Here is a 24,110-nt window from a genome sequence, read left to right on the forward strand (position 1 = left end):
AATTAAAGTGCGGTTAAATTTTACCGCACTTTGCCCATATTAATATCTTACTAACTCTCGGAAGGCATAGCATAAATAATCTATATTAAATATAAAGATTGTAAACTGAAATTAAAAAGGACTGAATACGATACAATATCGTCATCAGTCCTTAAGTAAATAGCCTGGTTTTTTGAACTCAGATCAAATTTACCGCACTTTTTTAACACCTATTGTCTAGCTTGAACTTCTGCGTTGGCGTAATCAATGGTGACAATCTTACCAGGTAATAATGCACCAGATAGAATTTGTTGTGCCAAGCTGTTTTCGATCTCTTGTTGAATTGCACGTTTCAATGGACGTGCACCATAAATTGGGTCATACCCCACTTCACCAATGAAATCTAATAAAGCGTCGGTAAACACCAATTCATAACCACGAGTTTCCATACGTTTTGCTAAGCGTTCTAATTGGATACTTGCAATCGCACGGATATTCTCTTTACCAAGTGGATGGAATACCACGGTCTCATCAATACGATTGATAAATTCTGGACGGAAATGTTGGCCCACTACAGACATCACTAAGGCTTTCATTTCGCTATAACTTTCGTCTTTGCTGCCCTGAATTAAATCAGAACCCAAGTTAGAGGTCATTATCACCACGGTGTTACGGAAGTCCACGGTACGACCTTGACCATCTGTCAAACGACCATCATCCAATACTTGTAACAAGATATTGAATACATCCGCATGGGCTTTTTCCACTTCATCGAGCAAAATCACCGAATATGGACGACGACGTACAGCCTCAGTTAAGTAACCACCTTCTTCATAGCCGACATAGCCTGGAGGCGCACCCACTAAACGAGAGACACTGTGTTTTTCCATAAACTCTGACATATCAATACGCACCATGGCATCTTCACTATCAAACAAGAATTTAGCCAAAGTTTTGCAAAGTTCTGTTTTACCTACACCTGTTGGCCCTAGGAACAAAAAAGAACCAATTGGGCGATTAGGATCGGAAAGACCGGCACGACTACGACGAATCGCGTTTGCTACCGCATCAACTGCTTCTTCTTGGCCAATCACTCGTTTATGTAGTTCATCTTCCATACGCAAGAGTTTTTCTTTCTCGCCTTCCATCATTTTTGATACTGGAATACCTGTGGCTTTAGAAAGCACTTCTGCGATTTCTTCATCCGTAACACGATAGCGTAAAAGCGTCATTTCTTTTCCTTCGCTGGTTTCAGCTTGCTCAAGTTGCTTTTCAAGAGCAGGGATGCGGCCATATTGCAACTCAGACATTTTAGCTAAATCACCCGCTCGACGAGCTTGTTCTAGTTCGGTTTTTGCAGTATCTAAGTCTTGTTTAATATGTTGAGAGCCAGAAAGCGTTGCTTTTTCAGATTTCCACACTTCTTCAAGCTCGGCATATTCACGTTCTTTTTCGGTCAATTCTTTCTCTAACATTTCTAAACGTTTGCGACTTGCTTCGTCTTCTTCTTTTTGTAACGCCTGTTGTTCCAATTTTAGTTGGATAATTCGACGTTCAAGACGATCAAGCGGTTCAGGCTTAGAATCTATTTCCATACGAATGCTAGACGCCGCTTCATCGATCAAATCAATGGCTTTATCCGGCAATTGACGATCGGAAATATAACGGTGTGAAAGCGTTGCGGCAGCGACAATCGCAGGGTCAGTAATATCTACATGGTGATGGATCTCATAACGTTCTTTCAAACCACGTAAGATCGCAATGGTATCTTCTACGCTTGGTTCATCCACAAATACTTTTTGAAAACGACGTTCAAGTGCAGCATCTTTTTCGATATATTGACGATATTCGTCTAACGTTGTTGCACCCACACAATGCAATTCACCGCGTGCTAAACTTGGCTTTAACAAATTACCCGCATCCATCGCACCGTCGGTTTTACCCGCGCCGACCATAGTATGAATTTCATCAATAAAGAGGATAACGCGACCTTCTTCTTTCGACAATTCATTGAGCACCGCTTTTAAACGTTCTTCAAATTCACCACGATATTTCGCACCAGCAATCAATGCGCCCATATCTAATGAAAGTACGCGTTTATTTTTCAAACCTTCTGGAACTTCGCCATTTACAATGCGTTGTGCCAAGCCTTCTACAATCGCCGTTTTACCCACACCTGGTTCACCAATTAACACGGGGTTATTTTTGGTACGACGTTGTAATACTTGAATCGCTCGACGAATTTCTTCATCACGCCCAATCACTGGATCAAGTTTGCCACTTTCTGCACGAGCGGTTAAATCAATCGTATATTTTTCTAATGCTTGTCTGCTTTCTTCTGCATTTTGATCGTTCACGTTTTGTCCCCCTCTAATTTGCTGAATGGCTTGCGAAATTTGCTCTTTTTTCGCACCACACTTTTTCAAAATATCGCTGAGCGCTCCTCGTTCTTCTAAAGCTGCCAGCAAAAACAATTCGCTCGAAATAAATTTATCTTGATTTTGTTGTGCAAATTTATCGCATAGATTAAGTAAATTAATGAGCTGGCGTGAAAGTTGTACATCACCGCCATTGCCAATAACCTGTGGCAATTTATTTAGTTCAGTTTTTAATTCATTACGCAATAAAGTTACATTTACGCCACTTGCAGTTAAAATTGGCGCAATAGAGCCGCTCTGTTGATTTAAAAGTGCGGTCAATAAATGCACGGGTTCAATAAATTGATTATCTTTTCCGATAGCAAGTGATTGTGCTTCACTTAAAGCTTCTTGGAATTTTGTCGTAAATTTTTCAATGTTCATACACTTTCCTCAATTTGTTTTTGGCTTTCGCCGTTTGCCCAAATTAAGTAAGATCGTTTGAAAGGATTTCAAGAGAAAAATTGAAATATTTTTGATTTTATCTATCAATAAAAATTTGATGATAGGTTTTAACCTACAAAAATATCGAATAGTAGGGCATCCCAATGCTCAGTGGGAAGATTTTCTACTTGCTGACATTGATGTGCTAAACCAACTGGAATAAAAGACTTATTTTGCCAATTCTGTAACGTACGATCATAAAATCCACCGCCCATGCCGAGTCGGTTTCCCTGTTTATCAAAAGCCACCAATGGCGTAAATAAAATATCCAGTTCATTTAATGGTAAAACATTTTGAACATTCAGCTTCGGCTCCCAAATACCAAACTGATTTTGTCTCATTGGCGTATCAGGTAAATAGTGTAAAAACAATAAATGATGTTTAGTAAAAGGATGTAAAACAGGCAAATACACATTTTTGTTTTGTATCCAAAGGGATTGGATTAAGGCTTTTGTCGAAATTTCACCATCAAAAGAAAAATATAATGCAATATTTTTGGCTTGTCGTTGCTCGATAAGATTTAACGCCTGTTGAGTCACTGATTGTTCAGCTTGTTGCTGTTGAAGTGCGGTTAAATTTGCGCGTATTTTTCGAATTTCAGAGCGAATTTGCTGGCGTTTTTGAATATTCATAGAAATGAAAGAAGAAGATAGGACCCAGAGTGCCGCTGCGGGCAGTAGTCCTTGAACCCGACGGTTCAAGGAAATCAGTTGATACCGTTTTCAGGTTTCTTAGCCCAATGAACGAGTCAAAGGTTAAGCCTACACACCAACGATAGGAAACCAATTTATAAGATTTAAAGTATCGGCTCAGGGACATAGCCTACTGACGAACACTCCAGGTAATTCTTATGGGTTTATACTAGCCCAAATTATCAGTATTGACTAGCATTTATTTGTCAATTTTAACGAGTTGATTATAAAACGACAAAAGAGTGTGATAACACAAATTAGTTTTAGGTATTTCTTTATCTTGGAGAGGAGAATCTAAAGAATATTGCGGTGACTTAAGTTATTTTTAACGGATTGCTCTGAATTAGCTACATCTTTTAATTTGAAAAAATCTCGACCCAATTTCACCGCACTTTCCAATTTAATATTGTTCTTTATTTACACGGATATTTTCTAACGAATGATCTAATTGCTGGATCCCCGTTCTCAATACCTCTTCAATTTTAGCCGCTTTATTTTTTTCTTGGCTTAATTCAAAACTCAAATTGAGTGCCACAATAGAAAGCACACGATCAAGCTGAATAAGACCTGTCTTTTCTTTCATTTCGGAAACCAATATATCTAAATTACGTGCAGCTTGGCGCAATAATTCTTCTTGTTCAACGGGCACATTTAAACGCAAGATCTGACCCAAAACTAAAATTTCGACCAATTTTAACAACATTTGATTTCCTTAAATTAAATATTTGAGTGGCTGATATTATGCCATAGCAAAAAACGTTCGTCACAAATTTTACATTGAATCCGCCGTTCACTCATCACCATAAATTACGCTATAATGCCCGCATTTTTCAGTTTAAAACGAGATTTTTTATGGCCCAAATTGCAACAAATCCACTTGTATTAATAGATGGTTCTTCTTATTTATATCGTGCATTTCATGCCTTTCCTCCTTTAACTAATGCCGCAGGTGAGCCAACAGGTGCGATGTACGGCGTTTTAAATATGTTAAAAAGCCTCATCTCACAAGTACAGCCCACTCATATAGCCGTTGTTTTTGATGCAAAAGGGAAAACATTTCGTGATGAAATGTTTGAACAATATAAATCTCACCGCCCACTAATGCCTGATGATTTACGCAAACAAATTCAGCCGTTGCACGATATGATTCGTGCACTGGGGATTCCGCTTTTAGTGGTGGAAGGGATTGAGGCTGATGATGTAATCGGCACTCTCGCACTACAAGCCTCTCGTTTGGGTAAAAAAGTGCTCATTAGTACTGGCGATAAAGATATGGCACAGTTAGTTGATGACAATATTATGCTCATCAACACTATGAATAATAGCTTATTGGATCGCGAGGGTGTGATTGAAAAATACGGTATTCCACCTGAACTCATTATTGATTATCTAGCACTCATGGGCGATAGTGCAGATAACATTCCAGGCGTTGCTGGCGTTGGCGAAAAAACCGCACTTGGTTTACTGCAAGGCATCGGAAGTATGGCTGAAATTTATGCCAATCTTGAGAAAGTAGCAGAATTGCCAATTCGAGGTGCGAAAAAACTAGGTGAAAAATTATTGACCGAAAAAACTAATGCCGATCTTTCTTATACATTAGCAACCATCAAAACGGATGTTGAACTTAATGTGACAACAGATGAATTGTTGCTTGGAGAAAGCCAAAACGAGCAACTCATCGAATATTTTGCTCGCTACGAATTTAAACGCTGGCTTAATGAAGTGATGAATGGTTCTGACTCGATTACCCAAACCACTGAACAGCCTGTGAAAATGAACCAGTATCAGGCGACATCACCAGCTCAAAATTCTGTGGGAAATAGTGCGGTGGAAAATACGCCTAAAATTCAAATCGATCGCACAAAATATGAAACCTTGCTCACTCAAACGGATTTAACACGCTGGATTGAAAAACTCAATGCAGCAAAACTCATTACAGTCGATACTGAAACAGACAGTCTTGATTATATGTCTGCGAATTTAGTGGGTATCTCTTTTGCTCTTGAAAATGGCGAAGCTGCTTATTTACCATTACAATTGGATTATTTAGATGCACCAAAAATACTCGAAAAATCAACCGCACTAACGGCTATCAAACCCATTTTAGAAAACCCTAATATTCACAAAATTGGACAAAATATTAAATTTGATGAAAGTATTTTTGCCCGTCATGGCATTGAATTACAAGGTGTTGAATTTGATACGATGTTGCTTTCTTATACGCTAAATAGTACGGGTCGTCATAATATAGACGATTTAGCTAAACGTTATTTAGGGCATGAAACTATCGAATTTGAAAGCATTGCAGGAAAAGGGAAAGGTCAGCTTACATTTAATCAAATTCCATTAGAACAAGCCACAGAATACGCGGCAGAAGATGCAGATGTGACAATGAAGTTACAACAAGTGCTGTGGTTGAAGTTGCAAGAAGAACCAACGCTTGTTGAATTGTATAAAACAATGGAATTACCATTACTTCATGTGCTTTCTCGCATGGAACGGACGGGGGTTTTGATTGATAGTGATGCCCTCTTTATCCAATCTAACGAAATTGCCGCAAGATTAACCGCACTTGAGGAACAAGCTTACGAATTAGCAGGTCAGCCATTTAATTTGGCCTCCACTAAACAATTACAAGAAATTTTGTTCGATAAACTTGGGCTACCTGTTTTACAAAAAACGCCAAAAGGTGCACCATCAACGAATGAAGAAGTATTGGAAGAATTAGCCTATAGCCACGAATTACCAAAAATTTTGGTTGAACATCGTGGTTTGAGCAAACTCAAATCTACTTACACGGATAAACTGCCTCAAATGGTCAATTCACAAACAGGGCGAGTGCATACTTCTTACCATCAAGCGGTGACGGCAACAGGGCGTTTATCATCAAGTGATCCAAACCTACAAAATATTCCAATTCGGAATGAAGAAGGTCGTCGTATTCGACAAGCATTTATCGCGCGTGAAAGTTATTCTATCATCGCCGCTGACTATTCTCAAATTGAGTTACGCATTATGGCGCATCTTTCGGGCGATCAAGGTTTAATTAACGCTTTCTCTCAAGGCAAGGATATTCACCGAACCACGGCAGCTGAAATCTTCGGTGTATCATTAGATGAAGTCACCAGCGAGCAACGTCGCAATGCTAAAGCGATTAATTTCGGCTTAATTTATGGAATGTCTGCGTTTGGACTTTCACGCCAACTGGGTATTTCCCGTCCTGATGCACAAAAATACATGGATTTATATTTCCAACGCTACCCTGGTGTACAGCAATTTATGACCGATATCCGTGAAAAAGCGAAAGCACAAGGCTATGTGGAAACGCTATTTGGTCGCCGTTTATATCTACCTGATATTAATTCTAGCAATGCAATGCGTCGTAAAGGGGCAGAACGTGTAGCAATTAATGCACCGATGCAAGGCACTGCAGCAGATATTATTAAACGAGCGATGATTAAACTTGATGAAGTAATCCGTCACGATCCAGATATTGAAATGATTATGCAAGTACACGATGAATTAGTGTTTGAAGTGCGGTCAGAAAAAGTCGCGTTTTTCCTTGAACAAATTAAACAAAACATGGAAGCCGCAGCTGAATTAGTTGTTCCATTGATTGTGGAAGTGGGTGTTGGACAAAATTGGGATGAAGCGCACTAAGGAATTTAATCATGAATAAAGTTATTAAAAGTCGCCACTTTACGGCAGAACGTGCTTGGGGAACCCTCGATATCACCAATATGAATGGTATTTCGGTGCGTCTGCACTGGACAGATAAACCTTACAAATGGCATATCAATGACGGTGAAGAAGTCTTTGCTATCATGGATGGTACGGTGGAAATGCGCTACAAAGAAGATGGTCAAGAGAAAGCCGTATTGCTCCATACGGGTGATATTTTTTATGCGGGTATCGGTACCGAACATGTTGCTCATCCACAAGGTGAAGCGCGTATATTAGTCATAGAGAAAGAAGACAGTATTTAACAAATTAAAAAGAATTTTATGAATCAAGAAAGACTTAACGAAATTGATCCACATCGTTAAACATGATGTTGTGCCAGCCCTAGGCTGTACTGAACCCATTTCTCTTGCGCTCGCATCTGCTACAGCAGCGAAATATTTGGGCAAAACACCTGAACGCATTGAAGCTAAAGTCTCACCTAATCTCATGAAAAATGGATTGGGTGTTGCAGTGCCAGGAACAGGTATGGTGGGATTACCTATTGCTGCGGCAATTGGCGCATTGGGCGGTAATCCAGATGGCGGTTTAGAAGTATTAAAACATATTACGCCAGAACAAGTTATTGCCGCTAAATCTATGCTTGAACAAAAATTAGTGAGTGTAGATATTCATCAAACCGAACATATTTTATATTCAGAATCAACATTATTTGCCGATAATGACCGAGTGAAAGTAGCAATTCAAGATCAACATACAAACATCATTTTGATTGAAAAAAATGGCGAAGTTGTTTTTGAGAAAGAACAGGATGAATGTGCTGATTGCGATCCTTATGATATTTTCAAACAGGTGAGCGCACGTGAAATCTTTGAATTTTCTTGCAAAGTTGAGCTCGATAAAATCCGCTTTATCGGACAGACTGCAGAACTCAACCGAGCGCTGTCTAACGAAGGATTACGTGAAAATTATGGCTTACACATTGGCAGAACATTGCGTAAACAAGTAGGTAGCGGTTTAATTTCTGATGATTTGTTAAGCAAAATTATGATTGAAACCACCGCCGCATCAGATGCAAGAATGGGCGGAGCAACTTTGCCTGCGATGAGTAATTCTGGTTCGGGCAATCAAGGGATCACGGCAACGATGCCTGTTGTCGTTGTTGCAGATTATCTCAAGGTGAGTGAGGAAAAACGAATACGCGCACTTTTCTTATCTCACTTAATGGCCATTTATATTCATAGTAAATTGCCAAAACTTTCCGCACTTTGTGCTGTGACTACGGCATCAATGGGAAGCTGTGCAGGTATTGCTTATTTACTCACAGGTAAATTTGAAACAGCTAGCATGGGCATCTGTAGCATGATTGGCGATATTAGTGGCATCATCTGTGATGGCGCCGCCAATAGCTGTGCAATGAAAGTCTCCACCAGCGTTGCTTCAGGCTATAAATCGGTGCTTATGGCAATGGATGAGACCCATGTTACTGGCAATGAAGGTATTGTCGAACATGATCTTGATCGAACCATTGATAATCTCTGCGCTATTGCATCAAAAAGCATGCAACATATCGACAAACAGGTTATCGAAATTATGGTGAGCAAGGCTTGTCCTTAACGAAAATAAAGTGCGGTGAAAAATAAAGAAATTTCAATTTCATTGGCATTTATCGTAAACAAAAGGGTTGAGTATGAATTTATACTCAACCCTTTATCCTCATTAAGAGACAATATTATTTATCACTTTCTTTTTCGTGTGGATTGCCTTTTACACCAATATGAGAAATTTCCCCATTAGCATCAATCAAATAAGCTTGGCCAAAACCTCTTACAAAACGACCTGTTCCAAATGTAAGTTCAACTAAATCAAAATCAGTAAATTCACGAATCGTTTTAATTCCGCCTACATCATTCATCGTTTCCGCTAATTTATCTAAGGCTTTTTCAACAATTGGATCTTCACGAGGAATAAAACGTGCACTTGCCTTGTAACGTAAACGAGTACGTACAATAATTGATTTCGCTTTGCTTTCATCTTCTAAAAATATCACTTCCGCTTGATTCGGATTACGTTTTAAATTGTCATAATGCTCTGCAATAGCACTGATATAAATATAATATTTTCCATCAAGCGAAATAATTGGTGCATAAGATGCCATCGGTAAGCCATCTTTATCTAAAGTGGCAAGCATACAGCTTTTAAATTCTTGACGAAATTCATCAATTCTAGCTTTAATACGATCGTAATTTGCAACTGGTTTATTTTCTACACAAAGATTGATAATCGCTTGTTTAATTGAACCTTCGTCAGCTTGTTGTGGAAATTCCACGCGTAATGTTTTGCCACCATTATATTTAAAATCTAAACTACCAAAATCTACATTAACTAATGTCACATCCGTAATTTCATTTACGCCACCAAATTTTTTACAAAGGGCAGCCATATCATCTTGGTGATGATCATTCATGTGAGTGATAATTCGATTGAAATCCATTTTTGTTCCTTATATTTACGATTAATCTCATTATTCTACGGATTATCTTCCGTGAGGAATAATGTTGAGCATTATACTCAAGTAAAATATATTTAACATATTTTTCACAAAATAATAACATTCCAAAGAAAAAGGCCCTTACGAAATAAGGGCCCAAAAGAACTGAAATAGTATTAATTATTTACCATCAACACTCACGCCATAGAAAGCATCATAGCCAAATGGGCTTTGTACATAGCCTTTTACGCGAGGGCTAAGTGGTGCAAAACCTACGGAATGTGCCACTGGAATCCAAGGTGCTTGATTATGAATGATAACTTGCGCTTGTTTATAAAGTGCGGTGCGTTCTTCCTTATTTGTTAATCCGATTGCTTTATCTAGTAATGCATCAAACTCTGGATTTTTAAAACGAGCCATATTGGAATTGCCCGCGTTTGAACTTGCCAATAATGGAGATAAGAAGTTATCAGGGTCACCATTATCACCAGACCAACCAAAGATACCAGCAGTTAACTCACCCGCTTTCGCACGTTTTTGGTAATCCGCCCATTCATAGGTAACTGGGTTAGTCTTTACACCAACTTTAGCCCAGTCAGCCATGATAAGTTCAGCCATACGTTTTGGATTTGGATTAGAGGCACGAACAACAGGTTGAATCCAAAAATCAGTTTCAAAACCATTTGGATAACCTGCTTCAGCTAAAAGTTGTTTTGCTTTTTCGGGATCGTACGGATAATCTTGAACTTCATCGTTGTAACTCCAAATTGTTGGTGGAAGTGGATTTTTAGCTGGTGTTCCTGCGCCTTGGTAAACCGCTTCAATAATCGTTTTTTTATCCACTGCGTAATTCAATGCTTGACGAACTTTGACATTATCAAACGGTGCTTTTTCGGTATTGAATGCGATATACGCCACGTTCAAACCTTTTTGTTCCAAAAGTTGTACTTTTGGATCTGTTTTCATTTTGGCTAAATCCGCTACATTCGGGAATAAAATTAAATCACAAGAGCCCGCCTGTAATTTTGCATAACGTGTTGTCGCATCTGGCACAATATTGATAATTAAACGATCCAATGGTGTTCTACCCTTCCAATAGTTTTCGTTTGCTATATATTGAGCAGCTTGATCCGTTTTGTAATCAACAAAAACAAATGGCCCCGTTCCCACTGGGCGATTATCAATTGTTTCAGGCTTACCTGCTTTCAGCATTGCATCCGCATATTCTGCGGAATAAATAGAAATAAAATCCATACCTAAACTTGCCAAGAAAGTCGCATCTTTTTTGTTCAAGGTAATACGAATTGTGTTGTCATCTACTTTCTCCACTGATTTTAACAATTCAGGGAATTTCATTGCTTTGAAATATGGATAGGTCCCTTTAGATACATTGTGATATGGATGATTTGGATCTAACTGACGTTGGAATGAGAATAGAACATCATCCGCATTAAAATCACGTGTTGGGGTAAATTCTTTTGTTGTATGGAATTTAACACCTTTTCTTAAATGGAATGTATAAGTTAAACCATCATCGCTGATTTCCCAGCTTTCAGCTAAAGCCGGTTCAATATCCGTTGAACCTTTCTTAAATTCAACTAAGCGGTTATACACTTGTTGTGAGCTTGCATTATAAGATGTTCCCTCCATCACAAGTGCAGGGCTAAATCCTAAAGGTGCTTTTGCTGTACAGTAAACGAAAGTATTGTTAGATGCAGATTTAGTTTCAGCTTGTGCGGTCGGTTTATTTGTTGAACCTGATTGATCACAGGCGGCTAATACAAGCGTTGCAGCCGCAAGAGTTAGTGTTGCTTTTAGCTTCATGATAGTTCCTCACTTTGTTGGCAGAGATTTATTCGAGCATTGTCATGTAACCAAGATGCTAGATAAATCCTATCTAAAATAAATGTTTAATAAGATATAAGCAAATGTCGCTTTTTTTAAATAAAAAAATCCTATGGATTATAACAAATTAATCTAAGGATTCTTCCGTAAATGATCGCCATCATTTTTATGTAACTTCATAAGCGACCAAACTAAGGCGATTGCAAAAAGTGATGAGGTTAAGAAAGTATAGCTAAATGCCTGTTGTAAGCCATCACTCGCGCTAAAGGAATGTCTATAAAGATTTAGAATTATCGATGAAATAGCAATACCAAATCCAATCCCAACTTGCTGCACAATACTTAATACTGTAGAACCTGTGCCTGCCTGTTGTTTTGAAAGATCGCCTACAGTCAACGTATTGATTGAAGTGAAAATTATCGACATGCAAGCGCCATACCACATGAGATTACAAATAATCCAAGTCAGAGAACTTTGTTGATCTAACCAAGCCATTGAAATCACAGAGCCAGCCATCAAAAGTGCGGATGAAATTAACGTTATTTTATAGCCCCAACGATTTAAAATTCGTCCAATTAATATTTTCAAAATTACAGAAATTAACGCAATCGGTGCTAATAGCCAGCCTGACATTTCAGCACTGTAACCGAAAGATAATTGGAACATCAAAGGCAATAAAAAGGGAACGCCAGATGCAGATAATCGGACAAAAATATTGGCAATAATGCCTAATCTGAATGTACGAGTACGGAAAAGGGATAAAGGTAAAATGGCATCTTCATTGTTTTTGGCATAGCTACAATACGCCACGAGTAACAGAACACCAACGACTAACACGCTATAGGTTGTAATTGCACTATGCTGGCTTTCACCGAGTAAATCCAAACCAAGCGTGATGCCGACTAACCCTAATGCAAACAGTAAAAAACCTGTCCAATCTAGTTTCTCTGCTTCGCCTTTGATATTACTCATCACGCTGCCCGATGCTAAAATCCCTAGTGCACCAATTGGAATATTGATTAAAAAAATCCAGTGCCAACTGGTGTGAATGACTAACCATCCACCTAAAATAGGCCCTAGAATTGGCCCAATCAAACCTGCAGTTGCCATTAAATTCCAAGCATTCACTAATTGTTGTTTCGGGACAGCTTGAATAATAGCTAAACGCGCCACTGGCATCATAAAGGCACCGCCTATCCCCTGAATCACTCTGGCTAAGATTAAGCTTTCTAAATTAGGGGCAGCAGCACAAGCGATAGATCCTAAAATAAACGTAAAAACTGCACCACGAAAAACTCTCAATGTCCCAAATTTTGCAGCCGCCCAAGCGGTAAGAGGAATAAATAATGCAACGGCTAAAGAATAAGCAATAATCGCCATTTGCATTTCAAAGGCGGGTTTATGTAAATCGGAAGATATCGCGGGTAAAGCTGTATTTAGAATGGTAGCATCAAGGCTTTGCATAAAAAGCGCCATTGCCGCTACCCAAGCTAAACCACGATAGGCATTGGATTCAGTCATCGTGCTCCGTGAAAATGGTGCAACCAATTTTCAATAAAATCGGCAATTTGCGGAATGCGGTTAATATCCAACAAAGTGTGGTCAATTTCAAGGGGATAATTCGTCGCAACTGCCACGACATATTCGTCAATTTCGGGGAAAGGTTTTGTCATTTCCTGACGATGGAGCAAAATCTTTGGAATTGGCTCTTGTTTAAAGCCTTCCACCAACACTAAATCCGTTAAAGTACGGTCAAATTGTTGCGCTAAATAATCCAATGAAACAGGTTTTGGCGTTTCCGTCATGATCGCCCAGCGTTCATCATTCGCTAAAATAACTTGAGAGGAACCTGCCTCTTTCATACGCCAACTATCTTTGCCTTCTTTATCAACTTGCATATTGTGATGGCTATGTTTAATCACTGAAACGCGAATGTGACGAGCGATAAGTTCCGGAATAAGTTTTTCTAATAATGTTGTTTTACCACTACCGCTATAACCGGTAATTCCAAGTAAAAGAATCTGATTGTTCATAAAAATAACCTTAGAAATAACCGTACTTTAAATACGGAAAACCCCGAAAGTTTGGGGTTAATAAATTAAGAATGTTTTGCTACATAATTGGCAAAAATAAGTCCGCCGATAGCAAGAAGAGCAACAATGCCAAGCCCTATAGTAGGCCACATATTATTTTCCCTCCACTAATTGACGAAATTTACGCCCCATCACGAGACAAACATAAGCAACAATGAGCAAAAAACTAATATTTAATCCTTTTAGGAAAAGCGGTTGCTAGCCCTAAAGTATAACAGGCATTGCTAGAATAGCAACTTTTGCCACATCATCACTAAGTTTTGACCAAGCCTCTAAAGAGCTTTTTTCAATGGGTAATTTAAATAAATTCAGCATAGTTTCTCCGATTAATAAAAGATAAATTTTGCTGGAATAGAAAGAAAATTACTCAACTGACTTTATAGTTTACGATCTAGATCGCAGAAATAATAAAAAGCGAATAAAAACTTAAGATAATATGCGCAATAAAACAGGCTGAAATTCTGTTTGTTGTCCTAATTTTCTACTATAAGATTTTACAAAAATGAAAGAAAGTGCGGTTAATCCAAAGATTAAAATGGCACGCAGGATTTCATTATCGCTGATGTAATCAGACAACATGGTTGCGATCAATAAAGTCAAAAGCGGTACAACATACATCAATAATGCGGACAACAACATCGACTTTTCTTCTAATCCAATTTCAACAATTTGACCTTCGCGTAATGGCATTAATGTTTCCACATTAAAAATATGCTCGCCACGTTTACCATTTAATTCGGAAAGGCTTGATGTTCCACAACTGTTTTTAGCTGCGCATTGGCCACAGGCACTTTGGGATTGGCATTTCACTTTGGCAATGCCATTTTCATAGCTAATAACAACGGCACTTTCTCTTAGCATTGGGATGCTCCCATATAAATATCAAAGCGATGATTTTTCGTTTCACGGCTAAAGTGAGGTTGTTTTCCACCAAGAAATTCTGCATAGTCAGGACGCTTCACGACCACACGTTTTTTAGCTAATTGGAGTGCAGGTAAAAGCAATTCATCGGCATCTAAATCTGCTCCAACTAAATGCTGAAATACGCGCATTTCTTTTTTTACTAACGCAGATTTTTGTTTATACGGATACATTGGATCGAGATAAACCACATCGGCATAATCGCTATTAGGATCAAGTTCATTCATATGATGAACATTCAGCAAGCGCAAATTTTGTTGCAACATCTCGCCGATTTCCTCATCTTGATAAGCACGATTTAAACCATCTTGTAGAAGTAAAAAAACGACAGGATGGCGTTCCACTAACCGAACTTGGCAGCCAATCGAGGCTAGCACAAAGGCATCTCGTCCTAGACCAGCTGTGGCATCAATAACCGTTGGCAATTCCGAACCTTTAATCCCTACCGCTTTCGCTACAGCTTCACCACGACCACCACCAAATTTACGACGGTGAGTCATTGTGCCTCCTACAAAATCAACATAAACTGCCCCGAGTTTAGGTTCGTCTAGTTTACGAAGTTCTAAACGTTCATCGGTTTGAACAAGCGCAAATGGGCTTTGTTCATCATGAATAATGTTGTGTTCAGCACAAAGTGCAGTCAATTCTGCTAATGTTTTTTCTGGAGATTCAGAAATTAGTTGAATACCTACTTGCGAATGAGCCATACGCCGCTTTCCATGTGGTCAGTGTAAGGGAATTGGTCAAATAACGCAGCTTTTTCAATGCGGTGCGTTTTTGAAAGTTCAACAAGATTATCGCACAGCGTATGTGGATTACAGGAAATATACAAAATGCGATCGTAATTTTGTACAAGTTTCACTGTATCAGGATCAAGCCCAGCTCGAGGTGGATCGACAAAAATGGTATTGCATTCGTAAGATTTTAAATCAATCCCTTTCAAACGGTTAAAGGCTCGAACCCCATTCATTGCCTGCGTAAATTCCTCTGCCGACATACGGATAATTTGTAAATTATCAACTTTATTTTCAGCAATATTAAATTGTGCGGCAGCTACAGAAGGTTTCGCGATTTCGGTTACCAATACCTTACGGAAATTTTGTGCAAGTGCGATAGAAAAATTACCATTACCACAGTAAAGTTCTAATAAATCACCTTCACTATTTTGGGTACAATCAATTGCCCATTCAAGCATTTTGCAGTTTACCGTTGCGTTTGGCTGGGTAAAACTATTCTCGACTTGGCGATAGACATAATTTCTACCATTCACATGTAAAACCTCATCCACATAATCTTGCTCAAAACAAATTTTTTGTTTACTTGCACGTCCGATTATTTGCACATCAAAATCTTGCTTTTCGAGTAAATCTTTCAGATTTTTAGCCGCACTTTCCCATTCTTCAGTGAGTGTTTTATGATAAAGCAAGCTCACAATAATCTTATTACTCAAGGTGCTAAGGTAATCGATTTGGAATAATTTTTTGTGTAGCACCTCTTGTTGTTTTAACAAAGGTAATAAGGTTTGCATCATACGATTAACCAGCGTGCTGGCGATTGGAAACTCATCCACACGATAACGCTGTAGTGTCGCCTGATCAAACATAATATGGTAAAAATCATCTTGATCGTGCCAAATACGAAACTCCGCACGCATGCGATAATGACTTGTTGGAGAGTCAAAAGCTTGAATATCAGGCGCATTGAAAGGGCGCAAAAGTGCGGTTAATTTTTCAAGTTTTTTTTGTAGCAGTTCGTTGTATTGAGAAATCGGTAATTGCATAGAAATTAGTATTCATAGGGCGTATGAAGATGAATCGTTCATACAAAGATAGGAGAATAAAGTTATCAGCCGTGAATTACGCGTGATTTCACAAGCTATTCAAAAACAAAAGGCAGACTTCCGCCTGCCTTGTTCAACGTATCTTATTCGCCGGAATAATCTTCACCGCCAGAGGCAGCTTCACTCACATCACCAGATAAGGTGTAAACACGTTTTTTAGTATTAATACGAGTACGATATTTATTCCAAGTTTTTTCAAAGAAAGTCTCTGCTGTGCGCTCACCACGGCAAAAAGCGACGAAATCTTTTTCTTCTTTAGTCGCTGGCTCACGTTCCCCTAAGTCTAATGCTTTGAACGCTTGGCCATATTGCTCAAGCACCTGTGATTCTTTGATTGTGTAATCACCATGACGGGAAAAACCACGTGGGTAGTTTTTGTCGTCAAAGAAACGACGCGTTACGCTAAAACTTACAGCCATAATATTCTCTCTTCTTTCATTAATATTTACAAAATAGGGCAGGCATTAAACCAATTTTTCATTATTTTTGCAATAAACCTTTTACAGTTTGCACATAATCTTTCACGAAATCATCGTAATTTAAACCTTCAGGGTTTACGCGGAATTTTCCATTTACATAAAAATCAGGTACGCCACGCACTTTAAATTGTTCTGAGGCATTTACTTGTTTATTGACCAAACCATTCACTGCAAAACTATTAATGCCTCCATCAAATTGCTCCGCGGTTACACCATTAGATAAGAAAATAGCTCGAATATCATCCATTGATTTCAAGGCATCCTTTTGAGCCGCTTCAAATAATGGTGCCTTTACTTTACTTTCAGCACCTAATGCCATTGCTAACGCCCAAGCTCGCGTTAAATTTTCAGACTGGCGACCTAAGAAATTCACATGATATTGTTTAAATTTCACGTCTTGTGGTAAAGCATCTGCGACTTGTTGTGGAATTTTGTATTCCATTTCAAAGGCATAACAATGCGGGCAATAGAATGAGAAAAACTCAATCACTTCTTTTTGCTGTGAAGCCTGTTGACTCACTTGAACATATTGTTTGCCTTCTTGTAAATCTGCGGCAAAACTATTTACAGACATAAGCGTGCTGATACCTAAACCTAACGCAAGTAATACTTTTTTCATTTGCTTTCCTTCTTATTTAATGATACCGCGAGCACGGAGCAATGCGGTTTTAAAATCTTCTTCGTAATCTTTTTTGAGACCGGGAATTGGCTCATGTTTATCGGTACCATCCATTTTTAACTGATAAATAATCACTTCATCAGTTAATTCATTTAATGGCTTTTGGAAACCTGATTCATTGGCAATTTTTTGCAAAATTTCCATTAAGCTCAAATCCGGGTCTTTAGACCAATAAGGCTGTAAAAGTTCCAAAACTTCATTTAAACGCTTACATTTCATTGCTATTTCCTTTTTAATCGTAAAAAATAGGCAAATGATACTTGAAATAACGATAGATTAAAATATGACAATTACAATAAGCGCGGTAATTTTGGCTGGTGGCAAAGCACGCAGAATGGGCGGGCAAGATAAAGGATTACAGATTTTAGGTAAACAATCTTTAATTCAACATGTTATTCATCGATTGCAACGACAAGTTCATGATATTTCGATTAACGCTAACCGAAATCAAACAGAATATGCAAAATTTGGCTTTCCTGTTTTTTCCGATGAACTGCCCAATTTTCAAGGGCCATTGAGTGGCATGCTAACAGCCCTAGAAAAGACAAAAAGTGACTTTATCCTTTTTACACCTTGTGATACGCCTTTTTTCCCTACGAATCTTTTAGATAAACTCAAAAGCGCGGTTAAAAATGACCGCACTTTAATTGCGTATGCTTGCGATGAGGAACGTGAACATCCCGTTTTTTGTTTAATGTCCGTTCAGCTAAAAGAAAAATTGCGACACTATTTAGCATCGGGTGAACGACGCCTTTTACAGTTTATGAACGAAAATGGCGGGATTTCAGTAAAGTTTACAAAAGAAGAAGGCAACTTCGAGAATTTTAATACGCTGGATGATTTAAAGAAAAACGGTAATCTAATCGAACACTAACAAAAGTGCGGTTTATTTTTATTATTTACGAGCACCAAATATCGCAATCAATTCTTTCACCTTTACGCGTTTTTCTGAATTTTGACTAATAGAACGTTGAACTTTTACCCGTTTAAATTTAGCACCGTTGTAAATTTCACGCGTAAATTTAGTATCGTGATTAGAAATCAATATCGGGATTTGTTTTTCTTTTTGTATAGATTTCGCTAAATCTGCCAAAGCACGTTGCTGCATCAGACCAAACTCATTGCCCGCATAACCAGTAAAATTAGTATCCTGTTGTAGCGGAGCATAAGGCGGATCGCAATAAATCACCGAATACTTATCGGCAAATTCAAAAGTTTTTTGAAAATCACAGCATAAAAACACCGCACTTTGCGCTTTATGCGCAAAATAACGTAATTCATCTTCTGGAAAATAATGGGTTTTGTAAGCCCCAAAAGGCACATTAAATTCATTCTTGCTGTTATAACGGCATAATCCGTTAAAACCAAAACGGTTCAAATACAAAAAAATAATCGAACGTTCGAAAGGATCTGTTGATGCATTGAATTGGCGACGTTTAGCATAGTAATAATCGGGTGTATTGGCATCATCAGCGAAGAAAATCGGCTTACAAGCTTCAATATAACCATCTACATTTTCTTTAACAATATTGAATAGATTTATTAAATCTGGATTGATATCAGCCAAAATATAGCGTTCAAAATTAGAATTAAGAAATACTGCTCCAGCGCCCACAAATGGCTCAATTAAGCAGTTTTTTTTGTTTGGAAAGGCTTTATTTATGTCGTCCGTTAAGCGAAATTTCCCCCCCACCCATTTTAAAAATGGACGGTGTTTTAACTTAGGTTTTAAAGATTGTTTTTTCGGACGTAACATCTTAATCCGTTTGAGTACAACGACGAATTGCGTTTAACACGAGGGTATGATCAGCATCATTCGCCACATAAGCTTGGCCTAGAGATTTGAGTAGCACCAGACGCAATTTACCCGATAGAACTTTTTTATCACGCATCATATGCGGTAAATAGTCCTCAGGCTGCATCGTATCCGGTGATACGGTGGGCAAATTGGCACGAGCAAGTAATTTTTCAAGGCGAGACACATCTGCAATAGAAATATCACCAAGTTCTTCCGAAAGCGCTGCTGCCATCATCATTCCCGTCGCAACAGCTTCGCCATGAAGCCAGTTTCCATAACCTAAGTGAGTCTCAATGGCATGCCCAAAAGTATGTCCAAGATTAAGCAATGCACGATCGCCTTTTTCTGTTTCATCTCTCGCAACCATATCCGCTTTAATTTGGCAACAACGAGAAATACAATGTTGAAGCGCTTCAAGATGCAAAGCGACGAGTTCATCAATATGTTGTTCTAGCCATTCAAAAAATTCGTAATCTAAAATGGCACCATATTTGATAACTTCGGCAAGACCCGCGTTTACTTCACGTTTAGGAAGCGTATTAAGCGTCAGCGTATCAATAATAACCATTGATGGCTGATAGAATGCGCCAATCATATTTTTGCCTAATTCATGATTAATCGCCGTTTTACCGCCCACTGAAGAATCCACTTGTGAAAGCAATGTGGTTGGAATTTGAATTAAACGGACGCCGCGCTGATAACTTGCCGCAGCAAATCCAGCAACATCGCCAATTACACCGCCGCCCAATGCAATAATCGTGGTATCTCGTCCATGATTACCTTGCAAAAGTGCGGTGAAAATTAAGTTTAAAGATTCAAGCGTTTTGTATTTTTCACCATCTGGCAATAAAACATAATCGACCATGCAACCACGTTTTTCTAACGCATAGATGACTGTATCAAGATAAAACTGTGCGACCGTGGGATTCGTTACAATCATCACGCGAACCCCACGTTTAATCGGGTAACTACGTTCATCTTGTAACAATCCGCTACCAATTAAAATAGGATAGCGACGCTCTTGCAATTCGACGTTAACGCACAGCATAATTTATCCTTAGGTGTGTTTAAAGTGCACCATTCAATCCATTCATATTATCAATTAAATCAACAATTTGATTTACCATTACTTTGGCATTTTGCTCATCGGTTGGCAAAGTGATGTCCGCAATTTCTTCATAAAGCGGATTGCGAATTTTTGCTAAATCTTCCAATACTTGACGAGGATTCTCTGCATCTTGGAGCAATGGACGTTTTTTATCACGTTGAGTACGTTGGAATTGTTTTTCCACCGTTGTTTCCAAATAAATCACAATGCCACGTGCAGATAGATAATTACGACTTTCTTTAGAAAGCACCGCGCCACCACCAGTTGAAAGCACAATGCCTTGCATTTGAGTAAGCTCATTAATAATGCGTTCTTCACGCTTACGGAAGCCTTCTTCACCTTCCAAATCAAAAATCCAGCTAATGTCCGCGCCCGTACGCTCTTCAATCACAGCATCGGAATCAATAAAATCCATATTAAGCTGTTGTGCTAATTGACGACCGATAGTGCTTTTACCTGCACCCATTGGTCCCACTAAAAAAATATTACGTTTTTCTGCCATTGTTCTTTTCTAATTAAATTAAAGGTGAAATAAAAATTTGATCTTTCCAACAAAAATACACAGTCTAAAACAAATTTGACTACTTGAAAGATCTCCCCAAAAATGGCTTAGATTATCGCAATAAACCACCCTATTTTTCAACCTTTCTAGGGAATTTATTTTCCACGAGACACCATTCAGGTGTGGAATAATCAAGATTCTCAATCATCTATGACATCTTAAAGCAGCAAACTCATAACAAAAATAGCGCGTTAAGTACGCGCTATTTTTAGTCTATTTTTCAATTTTATTTTTTAGGTAACGCATCAGTTGAAGCATTAAATTTTACATTTGATGAAGTGTAAGCCTCAAAGTGCGGGTGTTTTTTCATAAATTTAATGAAGCTTTCTGCATCAGGCAAGTAAGTATCAACACCTTCATATTTCGGATCATTAAATAATTTACCAAAAGTTTTGTAACCATCTTTACCGCTAGCTACATAAGCATTAGTACCAACGAGATAACGTTTATTATCATCAATTGGTTCCCATTGTTGGGTTTGTTTATTCAAGACTTCCACACTGACTAAACGTTTACCTTCTGCATTTGGTGTTTCATTCGCTTCGTAACGAATGCCTGCGCCATAAGGGAATGCCCCTGTAGAGCCATCAACTAAAGCAAATTGCATCGCATCTTCAAGCACTTGTTTCACTAACGAACCTTCCATTTTATAGGTATATAAGGTATTCCCGAAAGGCAAGAAAGTATAAGCATCATTAAAGGTTACATTGCCCGGTAAAATATCCGCACGCACACCGCCTGCATTTTGAATCGTTAAATCCACTGTTTTGAGTTCGTTATACATTGTTTCTGCAATAAAGCGTGTGGCAATAGAACCTTCTGGATTTGAGCCTGCTTTATTTGGGATACGGTTTGCTGAACCACCTGGCATTGCAGAACCAGTGATGACGCCAACAATTTCTTGTGCTAAACGATCTTTTTCACTTTTATATTTTGAAATAAGCATGTCTGTTTTTGCATCATGATCATCAAGTGAAATACTCTTCATTGATTTTAAAGTATCAAGCGCTTTTTTACGTTCATCTCCTGTTAATTCAGTCCATTTACCTTCCGCATTTTTCACTTGAAGTTTATGAGAACTCATTAACACGTGAGGAATTTTACGAGTAATAGACGCAATACCTTCAGGACTGAATTTAACACCTAAGTCACCCACAACAGCAGAATAAGCCCAACCTTCCATTACAAATACTGGTTCGCCATTCGGATTTTTAAATTCAAGCGGATATTCATAGATTACTGGAAGTTTTAAACCACGTAATTCATCGTTTCCGTATAAATAATGTGAATCACCAGTAACGATCACATCAATATCATTTACTTTTTGAGCAATTTCGATATTTTTTTCACTTCCTGCATGTGAAAGTAAGATGATTTTATTAATACCTTGTTGTTTTAGCGCATTTGCCATAATTTGTGCGGTAGCAATTTCATCATAGAACTTCACATCTTTACCTGGTGAAGAGGAATTAACCGTTTTATTCACGGTATCTAAACCGATAATAGCAATTTTTTCTCCATCCACAGTGAAAATATCGTAAGGTTTCCATTTGTTATATAAAATTGAATTTTTATCAGGAATAACATTGGCTGAAAGTACTGGGATTTTTAATGGCTCGAGTAGTTTTAATAAACCTTCATTACCCGCATCAAATTCATGGTTACCCAAAGTAAAATAATGGAAATTACCAGCATTCATGACAGCTGCGTCAGCAGAACCACCAAAAAGGGTGAAATACAGCGTACCAGTAATCGCATCACCTGCATGTAGCACTAATGGATTTTTATACTTTTTACGTAACTCATAAAGTTTCCCATTCACAGCAGAAAAACCGCCAATATCAACCTTTGTTTGTTGACCATTTAAATTAATTCTCGCTTCGTGCGGTTCCAAGTAAGAATGGTGGTCGTTAATATGTAAGATACTTAACTCCACAGCTTTATGTGCTTGCGGCGCTTCTTTAGCAAAGGTTCCGCCAGAGCAAAGCATTGCTAACGCACTAACTGCAAAGGTAACTGATTTTTTAGATAAAAACATAATGGCTCCTTATGAGTAAACGGATTAATTTAAGCCTTCAAGCATTGCTTGGAAAGTCTTATAACGAATAGCATAGTTATTGTGTTGAAGATTTTCACGTGCTTGATCTAAATATGAAAAATCATCAACCTCCACCCCTTTAAATTGGCGAGCAAACATCATATTAGCTAGAGCGAGGCGAGGCTTAATTTCTGAAGAAGGGGTTATCAAACTCACTCGATTCTCAGTAATAGAAAAAGTTGTTTGATTAGGAAAATCTTGACGTATCTGTTCAATAATCTTTTGAAATATGTCTTTAGCGTCCAAAGACAATAATATGATTTGATCTGCTTTTGCTCCCCTTTCTAGTAAAGCCTGAACAAATTGCTCCGAATTATCTGTTTGACGAATATAAATTTTTGCCTGCTCATTCGCTAAAAAAGACACCAGTAAGTTTTTCTTCATTTCCTGAATTAAATTTGCATCGCCAGTATTTATCGGTTCAAAGTATAAATAATCAAGAAATTTAGGGGTGAGATTTTTATCTGTTTTAAAAATACGAGTGAGGATTTTTTCACTTATTTGGATCTGATTATCAAGAAATTGGGGAGGTAAAGAAAAAAGTGCGGTGAGTTTTTTCTGTAAAATCGAAACTTGTTGTTTTTCTTGTTTGGCTAAAGCAATTGAAAATTGTTGTTTTAAAGCCTCAGCAGACTCAGTAGATACTGATTGTTGAGAAGACGGAGGGGGACTCGCTATCACAGACTGTTGAATGCCAATACATGACGCTAATCCAAGTAACACAGAATGAAAACCGATTTTCATAATAAACCTCATTTAACTGATATTTTATCAATATAAAATACCGCTTAACGCGTAAACTTGACCTAAAACTATTTGAGAGTTTCTTAGATTATACGTAAAACAAAATTGCATGTGAATGATAATGTTTACCTTTTCAAGAGAAAATAACGTACTTATTAGAATGCTCATCCAAAACTTGCAATTTTGCTCAAAAAGTATAAAATTCGCAGGCTTTTTGTCTATATATACAGAGAAAAAAG

22 protein-coding genes, 1 other RNA gene and 1 pseudogene are annotated in these 24,110 nt (G+C 38.1%); 4 read left to right on the forward strand and 20 right to left on the reverse strand.

Translation table 11 applies throughout. The features are described from left to right. Positions 1 to 209: 209 nt before the first annotated feature. The 4 genes from clpB to AC6H0A_RS05765 all read right to left on the reverse strand — a co-directional run bounded on the left by clpB (position 210) and on the right by AC6H0A_RS05765 (position 4,235). Positions 210 to 2,780 (reverse strand): ATP-dependent chaperone ClpB, encoded by a 2,571-nt coding sequence (gene clpB, locus AC6H0A_RS05750; RefSeq protein WP_005639634.1) that lies wholly within the window; start codon positions 2,778 to 2,780, stop codon positions 210 to 212. 128 nt (positions 2,781 to 2,908) lie between these two features. Next, on the reverse strand, positions 2,909 to 3,472 hold the full coding sequence (locus tag AC6H0A_RS05755) for a 5-formyltetrahydrofolate cyclo-ligase (RefSeq protein WP_044232020.1): 564 nt from the start codon (positions 3,470 to 3,472) through the stop codon (positions 2,909 to 2,911). Positions 3,473 to 3,489: 17 nt separating this feature from the next. Further along, positions 3,490 to 3,687: non-coding RNA, 6S RNA (ssrS, locus tag AC6H0A_RS05760), on the reverse strand. A 245-nt stretch (positions 3,688 to 3,932) separates the two neighbouring features. Continuing rightward, positions 3,933 to 4,235 carry a cell division protein ZapA gene (locus AC6H0A_RS05765; protein ID WP_005639637.1) on the reverse strand — a complete coding sequence of 101 codons (303 nt, stop codon included), beginning with the start codon at positions 4,233 to 4,235 and terminating at the stop codon, positions 3,933 to 3,935. Positions 4,236 to 4,384: 149 nt separating this feature from the next. On the opposite strand from AC6H0A_RS05765, the gene polA reads away from it, so the two are divergent. From polA to AC6H0A_RS05780, 3 genes are read left to right on the forward strand one after another with little or no spacing between them, the layout of a single operon-like run. Then, the gene (gene polA, locus AC6H0A_RS05770) at positions 4,385 to 7,192 is read left to right on the forward strand and encodes a DNA polymerase I (protein WP_179230787.1); all 2,808 of its coding nucleotides are present in this window, start codon (positions 4,385 to 4,387) and stop codon (positions 7,190 to 7,192) included. Positions 7,193 to 7,203: 11 nt separating this feature from the next. Then, on the forward strand, positions 7,204 to 7,518 hold the full coding sequence (locus tag AC6H0A_RS05775) for a cupin domain-containing protein (protein WP_005639641.1): 315 nt from the start codon (positions 7,204 to 7,206) through the stop codon (positions 7,516 to 7,518). A 43-nt stretch (positions 7,519 to 7,561) separates the two neighbouring features. Then, complete coding sequence (locus AC6H0A_RS05780; RefSeq protein ID WP_005639643.1) at positions 7,562 to 8,830, forward strand: L-cysteine desulfidase family protein; 1,269 nt, start codon at positions 7,562 to 7,564, stop codon at positions 8,828 to 8,830. Between the two features lie 115 nt (positions 8,831 to 8,945). On the opposite strand, the gene AC6H0A_RS05785 is transcribed toward AC6H0A_RS05780, so the two are convergent. From AC6H0A_RS05785 to AC6H0A_RS05835, 11 genes and pseudogenes are all read right to left on the reverse strand, one after another. Further along, complete coding sequence (locus AC6H0A_RS05785; RefSeq protein WP_005639646.1) at positions 8,946 to 9,707, reverse strand: HugZ family heme oxygenase; 762 nt, start codon at positions 9,705 to 9,707, stop codon at positions 8,946 to 8,948. A 177-nt stretch (positions 9,708 to 9,884) separates the two neighbouring features. Then, complete coding sequence (locus AC6H0A_RS05790; protein ID WP_005639648.1) at positions 9,885 to 11,528, reverse strand: ABC transporter substrate-binding protein; 1,644 nt, start codon at positions 11,526 to 11,528, stop codon at positions 9,885 to 9,887. Between the two features lie 153 nt (positions 11,529 to 11,681). Next, the gene (locus AC6H0A_RS05795; RefSeq protein ID WP_005639650.1) at positions 11,682 to 13,070 is read right to left on the reverse strand and encodes an MDR family MFS transporter; all 1,389 of its coding nucleotides are present in this window, start codon (positions 13,068 to 13,070) and stop codon (positions 11,682 to 11,684) included. After that, entirely contained in the window at positions 13,067 to 13,582 is a 516-nt protein-coding gene (gene mobB / locus AC6H0A_RS05800) for a molybdopterin-guanine dinucleotide biosynthesis protein MobB (RefSeq protein ID WP_005639652.1), read from the reverse strand. Before mobB ends, AC6H0A_RS05795 begins: the two co-directional genes overlap by 4 nt. A gap of 153 nt (positions 13,583 to 13,735) precedes the next feature. Then, positions 13,736 to 13,957 (reverse strand): annotated as a pseudogene (locus AC6H0A_RS05805) (hypothetical protein). A 111-nt stretch (positions 13,958 to 14,068) separates the two neighbouring features. Beyond that, positions 14,069 to 14,503 carry a SoxR reducing system RseC family protein gene (locus tag AC6H0A_RS05810; RefSeq protein WP_005639654.1) on the reverse strand — a complete coding sequence of 145 codons (435 nt, stop codon included), beginning with the start codon at positions 14,501 to 14,503 and terminating at the stop codon, positions 14,069 to 14,071. Further along, on the reverse strand, positions 14,497 to 15,270 hold the full coding sequence (locus AC6H0A_RS05815; RefSeq protein ID WP_005639656.1) for a class I SAM-dependent methyltransferase: 774 nt from the start codon (positions 15,268 to 15,270) through the stop codon (positions 14,497 to 14,499). The genes AC6H0A_RS05810 and AC6H0A_RS05815 overlap by 7 nt, the downstream gene beginning before the upstream one ends. Then, positions 15,252 to 16,343, reverse strand: a complete 1,092-nt coding sequence (gene trmA / locus AC6H0A_RS05820) for a tRNA (uridine(54)-C5)-methyltransferase TrmA (RefSeq protein WP_179230786.1) — start codon at positions 16,341 to 16,343, stop codon at positions 15,252 to 15,254. The genes AC6H0A_RS05815 and trmA overlap by 19 nt, the downstream gene beginning before the upstream one ends. Positions 16,344 to 16,486: 143 nt before the next feature. Continuing rightward, the gene (locus AC6H0A_RS05825) at positions 16,487 to 16,822 is read right to left on the reverse strand and encodes a MaoP family protein (protein WP_005639660.1); all 336 of its coding nucleotides are present in this window, start codon (positions 16,820 to 16,822) and stop codon (positions 16,487 to 16,489) included. Positions 16,823 to 16,883: 61 nt separating this feature from the next. Beyond that, the gene (dsbA, locus tag AC6H0A_RS05830; protein WP_005639662.1) at positions 16,884 to 17,501 is read right to left on the reverse strand and encodes a thiol:disulfide interchange protein DsbA; all 618 of its coding nucleotides are present in this window, start codon (positions 17,499 to 17,501) and stop codon (positions 16,884 to 16,886) included. A 12-nt stretch (positions 17,502 to 17,513) separates the two neighbouring features. Then, positions 17,514 to 17,780, reverse strand: a complete 267-nt coding sequence (locus tag AC6H0A_RS05835; RefSeq protein ID WP_005631120.1) for a YihD family protein — start codon at positions 17,778 to 17,780, stop codon at positions 17,514 to 17,516. Between the two features lie 64 nt (positions 17,781 to 17,844). Between AC6H0A_RS05835 and mobA the strand changes: the two genes are divergently transcribed. Beyond that, a complete protein-coding gene (gene mobA / locus AC6H0A_RS05840) occupies positions 17,845 to 18,435 on the forward strand; it encodes a molybdenum cofactor guanylyltransferase MobA (RefSeq protein ID WP_005639664.1) in 591 nt (196 codons plus the stop codon). Positions 18,436 to 18,456: 21 nt separating this feature from the next. Here mobA and AC6H0A_RS05845 read toward each other — a convergent pair whose 3' ends face one another. The 5 genes from AC6H0A_RS05845 to AC6H0A_RS05865 form a co-directional block, all read right to left on the reverse strand. Beyond that, positions 18,457 to 19,317 carry a Dam family site-specific DNA-(adenine-N6)-methyltransferase gene (locus AC6H0A_RS05845; protein WP_179230785.1) on the reverse strand — a complete coding sequence of 287 codons (861 nt, stop codon included), beginning with the start codon at positions 19,315 to 19,317 and terminating at the stop codon, positions 18,457 to 18,459. 1 nt (position 19,318) lies between these two features. Next, on the reverse strand, positions 19,319 to 20,407 hold the full coding sequence (aroB, locus tag AC6H0A_RS05850) for a 3-dehydroquinate synthase (protein WP_005639668.1): 1,089 nt from the start codon (positions 20,405 to 20,407) through the stop codon (positions 19,319 to 19,321). A 19-nt stretch (positions 20,408 to 20,426) separates the two neighbouring features. Further along, positions 20,427 to 20,969 carry a shikimate kinase AroK gene (gene aroK, locus AC6H0A_RS05855; protein WP_005626436.1) on the reverse strand — a complete coding sequence of 181 codons (543 nt, stop codon included), beginning with the start codon at positions 20,967 to 20,969 and terminating at the stop codon, positions 20,427 to 20,429. A 286-nt stretch (positions 20,970 to 21,255) separates the two neighbouring features. Next, the gene (nadN, locus tag AC6H0A_RS05860) at positions 21,256 to 23,067 is read right to left on the reverse strand and encodes an NAD nucleotidase (protein ID WP_179230784.1); all 1,812 of its coding nucleotides are present in this window, start codon (positions 23,065 to 23,067) and stop codon (positions 21,256 to 21,258) included. A gap of 24 nt (positions 23,068 to 23,091) precedes the next feature. After that, entirely contained in the window at positions 23,092 to 23,871 is a 780-nt protein-coding gene (locus AC6H0A_RS05865) for an amidohydrolase family protein (protein ID WP_044232025.1), read from the reverse strand. Positions 23,872 to 24,110: the final 239 nt, after the last annotated feature.

The organism is Haemophilus sp. THUN1692, from assembly GCF_059704395.1.